Below are 11,661 nucleotides of genomic sequence, written 5' to 3'. Positions count from 1 at the left end.
GCTATCGACACCTGATTCCGAATTTGTCCGTCTCTGCTCATGAAGCTCGCTGCCCTGGAGATTCGCAGGGCTCGCAAGCTTGCCGCAATATTCTTTTCGATATTGGTCAGCGGTCGACAGCTGGCCTCGGAGCATTTCACCAATGTCGATTCCTGGCAGATAAGGTACGACAAGGGCTGTTTGAAAGAAGGCGATGACCGTGTGGTTGCCCACGCCTGGATCATCAGCGCGGGCGATAAGAGTTCATGACCTTCGCCGGTTCAAGGAAAACTGAATTTGTAACTGACTGCCAGATGATCCGAAGGTCCCAAGGTGCCGACCTGCCCGCTCCTGGAGACTTCCGAGGTTCCGTTGGTGACCGCGTAATCGAGCATGGTCTGTGGCGAGTCGCTTGGGTGGGTCGATCCATTCGCCAAGACTAGCTGAGCAATGTCCGGGGGAGATATCCAATTCCCTCGCCGTGTTGGGTAAGCAGCGTTGATTGGTCTTGGGTCCCTATTGAAGTCTCCTGTCACTACATAAGGCGTTTCAGTATGCCAACTGATTTCTCTCAGCATTCGAGCTGCGTTCGACCCTCCGTTCGACAGGGCGTGGAAGCTGAATGCCGTGACGGTTTCCGCCAAGGGGGACGACTGAGGCGACTGTCTACGTATCTGCACCCCTAGCGCGGGACGATAGTTGGGAACGCCGTCAGTGTCTGGTAACCCGTCGGAGACAATGACGACGTCTCGCACGTCGATATCCCTGCTGGCTGCTACCACGATTGCGAGATTGACGCGAAGCCGCTGAACATCCAGGAAAAATAGATGGTAGTTCTCGGGGCGGCTGGTGGTTCCTGCTTGCCAGAGAAGTTGTGCGACCACGTATGGGGTTCCGAACTGATCCTGTACATGCAGGCAGGTGCTCAGAGCCGATGAAAAGGGACTCACGCCCGCTTCCTGAATCATCACGATGTCGTTGGCCCGGGCCAGCTCCAGCACTCTGGTTCGCCATTTCGTATTGGAGGTTTCCGAGGTGCCCTGCATGTTCCAGGTCGCGATGTTGAACTGCTGGCCGGTTATAGCGCGTACTCGGCCGATCTCGATGTGAGTGGTCCCTGCGTAGTGGCGAATTCGCGCATGGTAATAGTCCCTGGTTTCACCCATTAGCCGGATGTGGGCGGGCCAGGGTCCGTAAACGGCGCTTACGATAATCTGCAGCATTCGCAGGGGATCGCCGTAGTTCAGAGATGTCGGGCCGCGGGAAGATCTTAAGCCGTTCATGGTAAACGCATGATGGAGGCGGTAGAAGTTTAGCAAAACGGCCAGGCTGTCCGCCCGGGGGAACGCCTGAAAACGCGCGATAAATGTGTTGTCATTATAAAGTCTGCGAAACAGGGCGGTCATCTGGATGGAATGCTCAGCCTGTCTGGCTTCATTGCTGCTGCGCATCACATTGAAAGACAAGAAGTAAGAGAGGTAGGCGCTTGTATGGACTGCATCGGCGGGCGCCAATCCGAGAAGCGTCACGATGTCTATCATGACGACCTCGAGTTGTGTCTGGAATTCATCCGATAGCAACTCGTCTTCCATGTAAGTACGGATGCGTTCATCGATAGGCATAGCTCAGTGTCCAGATATAATCAGCATGGAGCGTTCAATTTACGAGAGATGTTTCAAGGTACGTCACGATCAGTTTTCCATCCTGAGTGCTGAGCGCCGGCGTTCCAGTCGCGCTCAATAGCGTGCTGGGCATTACCGGGCTAAGAGCGTTGCCGTCATAACTGTATTGGTACAGAGCGGATGAAGCGGCGTCGGGCAGATTACAGAAAACCAACTTCAGAAGGCCGTTGTGAACGGCAATGCCCGGCGAATGCGTGTAATCGGCAGGAATGAGGGCAATAGCGCCTGTCCAGTGCTCCCCATCGCTCTTCACCAGATAAAAGCCGCCTTTGGTATCTTTGTAGACGAGGTGGATCAGGCCTTGGTAAGTGATGGCCGCCGGGCTTACGTTACTGGTAACCGTGTTGATGCCATCCTTTTTTATCAGCCGGGGTCTGCTCCAATGCTCCATGTCTGTAGTGGATGCGCAGATAATATTGTTGCTCGAAGCTACCTTGTAAAACATGTAGAGCGTATCATTAAGTTGTGCAAAGCTTGCCGACTGCTGCACGGTTAAAGCGCGTTCCCGAATGAGTATGAATTCGCTGCGATGCTCATCCCAGCGTCGAAAGACTGTCGATCCGGCGTCATCGGTATAGATCAGCCATAGTGCATCTTTGAAGGAGACAAGGCTCGGGACGTTGTTGCTGGCCAGGGAAAAAGCTGCGGGGACGGGGTTTTCCACAGGTTCGATGGCCATATAGCCGTCATGGGCCGAGTCATGTTTCGCTAAAAGGGGTGTTTGCCACGGGGCCGATGAAGGTTTTATCGCGTACATGATTTCTCTGTTTGTGCCCACATATACGCAAAAAAGGCTGCCTTTATGCTGCGCGATACGACATCCATCAATTGCATGCTCACCCAAAGGGGAAAAGCCTTGGAAAATACCGTGCAGGCTTTCGCTACTGTTTACTCTCATGCTTATGCTCTCTAAATAAAAGCACTTAAGCAGTTTCAGCGGTGGCTTGCTGCCAGAGGATTATCGATTTGCTGTGGGAATGAGCTTCTATTTCAGTCAGTAACTTAAATCATCGAACGAGAACTCCAGGTCGCCGCTTCTGCTATGAGCAGTGCGTTGTTAATTCCCGGGACGAGTCAGTCGTTCAATGAACAGTTCACTCGATGACTGAGCCGGTGGCCTCGCGAGCGTTGTTATCCCCCGCTACCGGTTGCCAGTCCCGCCATACGGGACGCAATGACGCAGGTCATTGGCACCTGATCCCGGATCAGGCAGTCTCTCTGTATTCATGAAGCACCCTGCCTTGGAGATTCACATGATTCGCAAGCTTGTCGCCGTATCCCTTCTGACCCTGGCCAGCGGCCAGTTGTTGGCTGCGGAGTGTTCCACCACTGTCGATTCCACTGACCAGATGATGTACGACACCAAAGCCATCGTGATCGACAAGAGCTGCAAGAGCTTCACGGTCAACCTGACACACTCCGGCAACCTGCCGAAGAACGTCATGGGTCATAACTGGGTACTGAGCAAGACGGCGGACGTCCAGGCGATCGCCAGCGAAGGCATGGGCGCCGGGATCGACAAGAGTTATCTGAAGGAAGGCGATGATCGTGTGATTGCCCACACCAAAATCATCGGTGCGGGGGAAAAGGATTCCGTGACTTTCGACCTGTCGAAGCTGGACCCGGCCGAGAAGTATCAGTTCTTCTGCACCTTCCCGGGCCATATCGCCATGATGAAAGGTGATGTGACGTTCAAGTGATGTCAGACGGGTGACCGCGGCGCCTTCGTCGCGAGCAAGCTCCCTCCCACGAACAGCGCGGATTTTGTGGGAGGGAGCGAAGCTCGCGACGAAGGCAGCATCGCCAGCAAGCTGGCTCCTACGCTTGGATTCGTAGGAGCCAGCTTGCTGGCGATAAAGGCCTCAGGGCGCGTAAGGCTGCTCGCGCTTGTGCTGGGTTTTGACGTAGGTGTCGCAGATGATTTTCGCCACGTCTTCGCCCACCGGCTTGCCATGCAGGAAGGCGTCGATGTCGGCATAGGTCACGCCATGGGCGACTTCGTCCGGCTTGCCCGGTGACAGGTCTTCCAGGTCGGCCGTCGGCACTTTTTCCACCAGTGCTTCGGGTGCGCCGAATGCGCGGGCAATGGCGCGTACCTGGTTTTTCACCAGGCCGCTGAGCGGAGCGATGTCGCAAGCGCCGTCACCGAACTTGGTGAAAAAACCCATGACCGCTTCCGCCGCATGGTCGGTGCCGATCACCAGACCCTGACAGGCGCCGGCGATGGTGTACTGCGCGATCATGCGCATGCGCGCTTTGGTATTGCCCAGTACGAAATCCACGGTGTTGGCCGGCAGGTTCTCGAAGCTCTTGATTTCGCTGGCCATGGCCTTGACGCTGGCGCCGATGTTGACGGTATGGCACTCGTCCGGCTTGATGAAGTCCAGGCAGGCTTGTGCTTCGTGCTCGTCCTTCTGCACCACATAAGGCAGGCGCACGGCGATGAAACGATAACCCTGGTCGCCGGTGCTCTCGCGCAGCTCGCGCACGGCGCGCTGGGCCAGAAGCCCTGCGGTCAGCGAGTCGACACCGCCGCTGATGCCCAGGACCAGCGTCTTCAGACGCGCATTGCGCAGGCAATCCTTGATGAAATCGACGCGGCGTGTGACGTCGGCCTGCAAGGCAGCCTCGTCAGCGAACGGTGGCTGGACCTTGAGCTGTTCAGCGATCTCGACCTGTGTGACGTGCATGATTCACTCCTTGTAAGTGGGACAATTCAAGCAGGTTGTTCCGGATCGGGCCCGGCGGGAACCTTGAATACATGTCGCAGATAAGCGACGAAGTTAGGATCCTTGCACTGGGCCTTGCCCGGCTCATCGGAAATCTTCGCCACGGCCTGCCCCGCGCAAGCGGTCATTTTCAGCACCATGTTCATGGGCGCGATGCCGGGAATATCGGCGGTCAGGTTGGTGCCGATACCGAAGCTCACATTGATACGTCCACGCAGCGCCCGAAAAATTCCCAGAGCCTTGGGCAGCGTCAGCCCGTCGGAGAACACTAGGGTCTTGCTCATAGGGTCGATGCCAAGCCGTTGGTAGTGGGTGATGCATTTTTCGGCCCACTGCACCGGATCGCCCGAATCGTGTCGCAGCCCGTCGAACAGCTTGGCGAAGTACAGATCGAAGTCGCGCAGAAATGCGTCGGTGGTGATGCAGTCGGTGAGGGCGATGCCCAGCAGTCCCCGGTATTCGCGGACCCAGCAGTCGAGCGCGGCGATCTGGCTGTCGATCAGGCGGGGCCCCAGCTGCTGGTGAGCCATGATCCATTCGTGGGCCATGGTGCCGAGCGGTTTGATGTCCAGTTCTCGTGCCAGGTGCACGTTGCTGGTGCCCACGAACTGCCCTGGGAAGTCGCGCTTGAGCACGGTGACGATTTCTTCCTGCACCCGGTAGGAAAATCTTCTGCGAGTGCCGAAGTCCGCCACCTTGAGTTCAGCCAGTTCGTCCGGCGTGGCGTTGCTGGTCAGCCATTCGAACTTGTCATACAGACGTTCGCTGGCCTGGGTGAGCAGAATCTCGGGGTAGCGCTGACGGTTGCGAACTTCGCTGACGATCGCCAGCAGCGGCACTTCGAACAGGATGACATGCAGCCAGGGGCCGTGCAGGCGAATGCACAGCTCGTCGTTCTCGATGCTGGTCTTCACATAACGCGTATTGAAACGAAACAGGCCGAGAAACCGCAGGAAGTCGGGCTTCAGGAACGTGATGCGCTCCAGGAAACTCAGCTGTTCCTGACTGAGCGACAGCTCGCAGAGCAGCTCGATCTGGTGCCTGATCTCGTCGAGATAGGGCCGCAGGTCTTCGCCGTTACGGCAACGAAACTCCCATTCCACATCGACATTGGGATAGTTGTGCAGGACAGCCTGCATCATGGTCAGCTTGTAGAAGTCGGTATCCAGCAGATTCTGCACGATACGATTGGAGAAGGCGCTCTGGCTCATCGGGACGCTCCAGGCGGGCCGGTTGACGAAACCCCGCCGTATTAATGATCGAATGCCTTGAGGGTGCAGGCCGGCAAAGGGCCACGATCGGTTCCATTAGTGACGGTCGACATGATGCCAGCCATTGAAGGTGCGCGACACGTTTCTTTCCAACCCAATGTCGGTTCAGGCGCGCCGCAGGGGCTGACCGAATGCCCCGCATTGAAGCGTCTCCGGCCGGCTGTTACGCCTCCGAGCCGGCGTCCGCGATGGCTCTGTCACGGGACTGATTACCGCTCGGGTTCCGCTCGGGCGTTTTTCGGCGTGTCCACTAACCTCATATGGTGCGTCTCGTATCGTCAGCGCACTCACGGTGTGCAGTTCGGTGACGTACGCCGTTACAGCGCATTCACGTGTGCTGGTGGCTGCGGGTTGCAATGCGATGCATCCGGGTTGCCCCAATATCACCCGGAAAGTTGCACCGGGCGCGGAGCAGACGGTTGCACGCCCTGTTTTCAGCTCTGACCCCACGCTCACGGGCGCATCCCGGCGCCCCTGTACGCAGGGGAGAAAAAGCAATGGCACGCCCCTTGCTCACAGCCATTCCTGTAGTTGCTGTGCTAATTAAAAAAATCCTCAGGAGCACCACTCATGTCGCATACGTTTTACAGGAAAGGTTTTCTGGCAATCGCAGTGGCAACAACGTTGGGCGTTTCTTCGCTGGCCCAGGCCGATCTGAAGATCGGCGTTGCGGGTCCGATGACCGGCGCCAATGCTTCCTTTGGTCAGCAATACATGAAAGGCGCGCAGGCGGCGGCGGACGCCATCAACGCGGCGGGTGGTGTGAACGGGGAAAAAATCGTGCTGGTGGCTGGCGACGACGCTTGCGAACCCAAGCAGGCGGTAGCTGTCGCCAACCGTCTGGTGGATCAGGACAAGGTGGCTGGCGTCGTAGGGCATTTCTGCTCGTCGTCCACCATCCCTGCGTCCGAGATCTATAGCGACGCAGGCGTCATCGCCATCACGCCAGGCTCCACCAACCCGCAGGTCACCGAGCGCGGCATGAAGGAAATGTTCCGCATGTGCGGCCGTGACGACCAGCAGGGCATCGTCGCCGGCGACTACATCGTCGATGTCCTCAAGGGCAAGAAAGTCGCGGTCATCCATGACAAGGACACCTATGGTCAGGGGCTGGCGGATGCCACCCAGACCCAGCTCAAGAAGCGCGGTGTGGCACCGGTGCTGTATGAAGGCCTGACCCGTGGCGAGAAGGACTTCAGCGCGCTGGTCACCAAGATTCGCTCCGTCGGTGCCGAGGTAGTGTATTTCGGTGGCCTGCACCCTGAGGCCGGCCCGCTGGTACGCCAGATGCGCGAGCAGGGGCTCAAGGACGTGAAGTTCATGTCCGACGACGGCATCGTCACCGACGAACTGGTCACCACCGCGGGCGGCGCGCAATACGTCGATGGCGTCTACATGACATTCGGTGCCGACCCGCGCGCGCTGCCGGACAGCAAGGCCGTGGTCGATCAGTTCCGGAAATCGGGCTATGAGCCCGAGGGCTACACACTCTACGCCTACGCCTCCATCCAGGCGCTGGCGGCCGGATTCGGCGGCGCCAAGTCCAACAAGGGCGATGCCGCGGCCGAGTGGCTCAAATCCAACCCGGTGAAGACCGTGATGGGTGAGAAGGCCTGGGACGCCAAGGGCGATCTGAAGGTCTCCGACTACGTGGTTTATCAGTGGGACGCGACAGGCAAATACAAACAACTCGAAAAGCAGAAATAAGCCGCAATCCGCCGCCAGCCGCCTAGGCCTGTTCAGGCCGGACGGCTGGCGAGCCGCGGATTCACGTTGTCTTCGGCCACGTTCGCTGCTTCGCAAGAGGCGGCGAGCGTAACCCTGAGCTGCCTTTCAAGTGTGTGAGCGTGCGTGATGGACGGTATTTTCCTGCAGCAAATGGTCAATGGACTGACCCTCGGGTCGGTCTATGGACTCATCGCCATCGGTTACACGATGGTCTACGGCATCATCGGCATGATCAACTTCGCCCACGGCGACGTGTACATGATCTCCGCCTATCTGGCCGCGATCGGACTGGCGGTCCTGTCGTTCTTCGGGCTTGAATCCTTTCCCTTTCTGATCCTCGGCACCCTGATTTTTACCATTGTGGTGACCGGCGTTTACGGCTTCGTGATCGAGCGCGTGGCCTACAAGCCGCTTCGCAACTCGACCCGGCTGGCACCGCTGATCAGCGCCATCGGCATCTCGCTGATCCTCCAGAACTATGCGCAGATCAGCCAAGGCGCGCGTCAGCAGGGCGTTCCGACATTGCTGGAAGGCGCCTGGCGCTTCGAGATCGGCACAGGCTTCGTACAGATTACCTACACCAAGATCTTCATCCTGATCGCCGCCTTCGCCGGCATGGCGTTGCTCACTTACATCATTCAGTACACCAAACTGGGGCGGATGTGCCGGGCCACGCAGCAGGATCGCAAGATGGCCTCGATCCTGGGGATCAACACTGACCGGGTCATTTCCTACGTATTCGTCATCGGCGCCGCCATGGCCGCGCTGGCCGGTGTGCTGATCACCATGAACTACGGCACCTTCGACTTCTATGCCGGGTTCGTCATCGGTATCAAAGCGTTCACCGCGGCGGTGCTGGGCGGCATTGGCTCCTTGCCGGGCGCAATGCTCGGAGGGCTGATCCTCGGAGTCGCCGAGTCGCAGTTCTCCGGTCTGATCAACTCCGATTACAAAGATGTATTCAGCTTCGGCCTGCTGGTGCTGATCCTGATCTTTCGTCCCCAAGGCCTGCTGGGTCGCCCACTCGTGGCGAAGGTGTGAGTATGTCCGCTCCTGATAGCAAATCCATCGACATCAAAAAGAGTGTCATCGACGCAATCGTGGCCGGCCTGCTGGCGCTGATCGTCTTCGGCCCCATCGTCGGCGTGGTGCTGCAAGGCTACAGCTTCGATCTGGAACCCACCCGTGTCGCCTGGCTGGTGGCCGTGGTGATGGCCGGGCGATTCCTGATGAGCCTGTTCCTGCAGACGCCGCGCGGCCTGCGCATCGCGCATACGCTCGAAGGCGGCGGGTCCGGCGTGCATGTCCTCAAGCCCGATCATAAATCCAGCCTGTACTGGATCATCCCCGCGTTGATCGTGATCGCCATTATCTTTCCAGTGTTCGCCAACAAGTATGTGCTGACGGTGGTGATTCTTGGGCTGATCTACGTGCTGCTGGGGTTAGGCCTGAACATCGTGGTCGGCCTGGCCGGTCTGCTCGATCTGGGTTACGTGGCGTTCTATGCCATCGGCGCCTATGGTCTCGCGCTGGGCTACCAGTATCTGGGGCTGGGTTTCTGGTCGGCGTTGCCGCTGGCGGCCATCGCCGCCGCGCTGGCTGGCTGCATCCTCGGCTTTCCGGTGCTCAGGATGCATGGGGACTATCTGGCGATCGTGACCCTGGGTTTCGGCGAGATCATCCGTCTGGTGCTCAACAACTGGCTGTCGTTCACCGGCGGACCGAATGGCGTTCCGGTGCCTTCGCCCACGTTCCTGGGGCTGGAGTTCGGTCGGCGCGCGCGGGAAGGCGGAACGCCGATCCATGAATATTTCGGCTTCGATTACAACCCGGACCTGAAATTCCTGTTCATCTACGCCGTGCTGTTCATCGTGGTTCTGGCCGTGCTGTTCATCAAGCACCGGCTGACCCGTATGCCTATCGGCCGTGCCTGGGAAGCGCTGCGTGAAGATGAGATCGCCTGTCGCTCGATGGGCCTCAATCATGTACTGGTCAAACTCTCGGCGTTCACCATCGGCGCGTCGACGGCCGGTCTGGCGGGAGTGTTTTTCGCCAGCTACCAGGGCTTCGTCAACCCGACGTCGTTCACCTTCTTCGAGTCGGCGCTGATCCTCGCCATCGTGGTGCTGGGCGGCATGGGGTCGACGGTAGGCGTGGTGATCGCGGCATTCGTGCTCACCGTCGCACCCGAGTTGTTGCGCAGCTTCTCGGAGTATCGAGTGTTGCTGTTCGGCGTCCTGATGGTGCTGATGATGATCTGGAGACCGCGCGGCCTGATCCGCATCAGCCGCACGGGCGTGGCGCCGCGCAAAGGCGTTCTGGTCACCGAGGGAGCCGGGCGATGAACAATGAAGTGATTCTTTCCGTCGAGCATCTGATGATGCATTTCGGCGGCATCAAGGCGCTGAGCGACGTCAGCCTCAAGGTGCGTCGCAATTCGATCTTCGCGCTGATCGGTCCCAACGGCGCGGGCAAGACCACGGTCTTCAACTGCCTGACCGGGTTCTACAAAGCCACCGGCGGCCGCATCGAACTGCATACCCGAGGCAAGGACACCAACGTCATCAAGCTGCTGGGCGAGCCGTTTCAGGCTGCCGATTTCGTGTCTCCGAGAAGCTTCGCCAGCCGGCTCTACTACAAGATGTTCGGCGGCACGCACCTGGTGAACCGCGCTGGGCTGGCGCGGACTTTTCAGAACATCCGTCTGTTCAAGGAAATGTCGGTCATCGAGAACCTGCTGGTCGCCCAGCACATGTGGGTCAACCGCAACCTGCTGGCCGGCATCCTCAACACCAAGGGTTATCGCAAGGCGGAAGAGGACGCGCTGAATACCGCGTTCTACTGGCTGGAGGTTGTGGATCTGGTGGATTGTGCCAATCGTCTCGCCGGTGAGCTTTCCTACGGCCAACAACGTCGTCTGGAGATCGCCCGGGCCATGTGCACCCGGCCCCAGGTGATCTGCCTCGACGAGCCGGCGGCGGGCCTCAACCCGCAGGAAACCGAAGCCTTGAGCGGCATGATCCGCCTGCTGCGCGACGAGCACGACATGACCATCGTCCTGATCGAGCATGACATGGGCATGGTGATGGGCATTTCCGACGATATCGTGGTGCTGGACCACGGCAACGTGATTGCCGCCGGCGGACCGGAACAGATCCGCAACGATCCCAAGGTGATCGCCGCGTACCTGGGCGCTGATGAAGAGGAACTGGTATGAGCAAGCCGATCCTCGAACTGAAAGAGATCGATGTGTTTTACGGGCCGATCCAGGCGCTCAAGAAAGTCTCACTGCATATCGACGAAGGCGAGACGGTCAGCCTGATCGGCTCCAACGGCGCAGGCAAATCGACGCTACTGATGTCGATCTTCGGTCAGCCGCGTGCCGCCAGTGGACAGATCATTTATCAGGGCACCGACATCACCCATAAATCTTCCCACTACATTGCGTCCAACGGCATCGCCCAGTCGCCTGAAGGGCGGCGGGTGTTCCCGGACATGTCGGTGGAAGAGAACCTGATGATGGGCACCATCCCTATCGGCGACAAGCATTCAGGCGAAGACATGCAGCGCATGTTCGACCTCTTCCCACGCCTTAAAGAACGCCGCAACCAGCGGGCCATGACCATGTCCGGTGGCGAACAGCAGATGCTGGCCATCGCCCGCGCCCTGATGAGCAGGCCCCGCTTGCTGCTGCTGGACGAGCCGAGCCTGGGCCTGGCGCCGATCATCGTGAAGCAGATTTTCGCCACGCTGCGGGAGTTGGCATCGACCGGCATGACAATCTTCCTGGTGGAGCAGAACGCCAACCACGCCCTCAAGTTGTCCGACCGGGCTTACGTCATGGTCAACGGACAGATCCGGCTGTCAGGGACCGGCAAGGAATTGCTGGTCAACGAAGAGGTCAGAAACGCCTACCTGGGCGGCCACTGACCGCCTGTTTTCGCGGGTGCTTTGCACCCGGTCGCGAGCTTCGCTCCCTCCCACAGGTTTTGCGTTCACTGTGGGAGGGAGCTTGCTCGCAACGAAGGCAACAGGGTCCATCCCTATACGATCTCCACAATTGTGGAAAACAATTTTGACGTCGTCTGAAAACGCGACATAAAGCCGCTGCAAAGGCTTGTTTTGTCATGGTTTCGACTTGTTCAGGGATACTGTGGAACCGGCTGTTAATAACGTGGGCGTATTTGGCTGTAGGCCACGGATTACAAGGCGCCTAGCCTTGTGGTCAATTATTGATCAGAGGCTTTTGGCCTGCCGTTTCCACGATTTGTC

General features: G+C 58.6%; 11 protein-coding genes. 7 read left to right on the top strand and 4 right to left on the bottom strand.

The genetic code is table 11. The features are described from left to right. The first annotated feature begins 39 nt into the window (after positions 1 to 39). Entirely contained in the window at positions 40 to 249 is a 210-nt protein-coding gene (locus TRP66_RS13860) for a hypothetical protein (protein ID WP_333403175.1), read from the top strand. A gap of 11 nt (positions 250 to 260) precedes the next feature. Here the strand turns inward: TRP66_RS13860 and TRP66_RS13855 are convergent, their stop codons facing one another. After that, positions 261 to 1,601, bottom strand: a complete 1,341-nt coding sequence (locus tag TRP66_RS13855; RefSeq protein ID WP_333403173.1) for an endonuclease/exonuclease/phosphatase family protein — start codon at positions 1,599 to 1,601, stop codon at positions 261 to 263. 34 nt (positions 1,602 to 1,635) lie between these two features. Further along, entirely contained in the window at positions 1,636 to 2,559 is a 924-nt protein-coding gene (locus TRP66_RS13850) for a hypothetical protein (RefSeq protein WP_333403171.1), read from the bottom strand. A gap of 355 nt (positions 2,560 to 2,914) precedes the next feature. On the opposite strand from TRP66_RS13850, the gene azu reads away from it, so the two are divergent. Continuing rightward, complete coding sequence (gene azu, locus TRP66_RS13845; RefSeq protein WP_333403169.1) at positions 2,915 to 3,361, top strand: azurin; 447 nt, start codon at positions 2,915 to 2,917, stop codon at positions 3,359 to 3,361. Positions 3,362 to 3,523: 162 nt separating this feature from the next. On the opposite strand, the gene nadE is transcribed toward azu, so the two are convergent. Both nadE and pncB read right to left on the bottom strand, forming a co-directional pair. Further along, positions 3,524 to 4,351: an ammonia-dependent NAD(+) synthetase gene (nadE, locus tag TRP66_RS13840; RefSeq protein WP_333403168.1), complete on the bottom strand. Its 828-nt coding sequence runs from the start codon at positions 4,349 to 4,351 to the stop codon at positions 3,524 to 3,526. A gap of 26 nt (positions 4,352 to 4,377) precedes the next feature. Then, the gene (gene pncB, locus TRP66_RS13835) at positions 4,378 to 5,601 is read right to left on the bottom strand and encodes a nicotinate phosphoribosyltransferase (RefSeq protein ID WP_333403166.1); all 1,224 of its coding nucleotides are present in this window, start codon (positions 5,599 to 5,601) and stop codon (positions 4,378 to 4,380) included. Positions 5,602 to 6,231: 630 nt separating this feature from the next. On the opposite strand from pncB, the gene TRP66_RS13830 reads away from it, so the two are divergent. The 5 genes from TRP66_RS13830 to TRP66_RS13810 all read left to right on the top strand — a co-directional run bounded on the left by TRP66_RS13830 (position 6,232) and on the right by TRP66_RS13810 (position 11,319). Then, on the top strand, positions 6,232 to 7,368 hold the full coding sequence (locus TRP66_RS13830) for a branched-chain amino acid ABC transporter substrate-binding protein (protein WP_333403164.1): 1,137 nt from the start codon (positions 6,232 to 6,234) through the stop codon (positions 7,366 to 7,368). Positions 7,369 to 7,515: 147 nt separating this feature from the next. After that, the gene (locus TRP66_RS13825) at positions 7,516 to 8,430 is read left to right on the top strand and encodes an ABC transporter permease subunit (RefSeq protein WP_333403162.1); all 915 of its coding nucleotides are present in this window, start codon (positions 7,516 to 7,518) and stop codon (positions 8,428 to 8,430) included. Between the two features lie 2 nt (positions 8,431 to 8,432). Next, positions 8,433 to 9,734 carry a high-affinity branched-chain amino acid ABC transporter permease LivM gene (gene livM / locus TRP66_RS13820; RefSeq protein WP_333403160.1) on the top strand — a complete coding sequence of 434 codons (1,302 nt, stop codon included), beginning with the start codon at positions 8,433 to 8,435 and terminating at the stop codon, positions 9,732 to 9,734. After that, positions 9,731 to 10,606: an ABC transporter ATP-binding protein gene (locus tag TRP66_RS13815; protein WP_333403158.1), complete on the top strand. Its 876-nt coding sequence runs from the start codon at positions 9,731 to 9,733 to the stop codon at positions 10,604 to 10,606. The genes livM and TRP66_RS13815 overlap by 4 nt, the downstream gene beginning before the upstream one ends. Continuing rightward, a complete protein-coding gene (locus tag TRP66_RS13810) occupies positions 10,603 to 11,319 on the top strand; it encodes an ABC transporter ATP-binding protein (protein ID WP_333403156.1) in 717 nt (238 codons plus the stop codon). Before TRP66_RS13815 ends, TRP66_RS13810 begins: the two co-directional genes overlap by 4 nt. Positions 11,320 to 11,661: the final 342 nt, after the last annotated feature.

The sequence above is a fragment of the Pseudomonas sp. JDS28PS106 genome, from assembly GCF_036706555.1.
In the GTDB taxonomy this organism is placed as follows: domain Bacteria; phylum Pseudomonadota; class Gammaproteobacteria; order Pseudomonadales; family Pseudomonadaceae; genus Aquipseudomonas.
This window is presented reverse-complemented; position numbering and strand designations above follow the sequence as displayed.

What these genes read in the sequence shown, in the direction of transcription:
- TRP66_RS13850 (WP_333403171.1), bottom strand. Translation starts at nt 2,559, where the DNA reads ATGAGAGTAAACAGTAGCGAAAGCCTGCACGGTATTTTCCAAGGCTTT.
- TRP66_RS13830 (WP_333403164.1), top strand. Translation starts at nt 6,232, where the DNA reads ATGTCGCATACGTTTTACAGGAAAGGTTTTCTGGCAATCGCAGTGGCA.
- TRP66_RS13860 (WP_333403175.1), top strand. Translation starts at nt 40, where the DNA reads ATGAAGCTCGCTGCCCTGGAGATTCGCAGGGCTCGCAAGCTTGCCGCA.
- nadE (WP_333403168.1), bottom strand. Translation starts at nt 4,351, where the DNA reads ATGCACGTCACACAGGTCGAGATCGCTGAACAGCTCAAGGTCCAGCCA.
- livM (WP_333403160.1), top strand. Translation starts at nt 8,433, where the DNA reads ATGTCCGCTCCTGATAGCAAATCCATCGACATCAAAAAGAGTGTCATC.
- pncB (WP_333403166.1), bottom strand. Translation starts at nt 5,601, where the DNA reads ATGAGCCAGAGCGCCTTCTCCAATCGTATCGTGCAGAATCTGCTGGAT.
- TRP66_RS13825 (WP_333403162.1), top strand. Translation starts at nt 7,516, where the DNA reads ATGGACGGTATTTTCCTGCAGCAAATGGTCAATGGACTGACCCTCGGG.
- TRP66_RS13810 (WP_333403156.1), top strand. Translation starts at nt 10,603, where the DNA reads ATGAGCAAGCCGATCCTCGAACTGAAAGAGATCGATGTGTTTTACGGG.
- TRP66_RS13815 (WP_333403158.1), top strand. Translation starts at nt 9,731, where the DNA reads ATGAACAATGAAGTGATTCTTTCCGTCGAGCATCTGATGATGCATTTC.
- azu (WP_333403169.1), top strand. Translation starts at nt 2,915, where the DNA reads ATGATTCGCAAGCTTGTCGCCGTATCCCTTCTGACCCTGGCCAGCGGC.
- TRP66_RS13855 (WP_333403173.1), bottom strand. Translation starts at nt 1,601, where the DNA reads ATGCCTATCGATGAACGCATCCGTACTTACATGGAAGACGAGTTGCTA.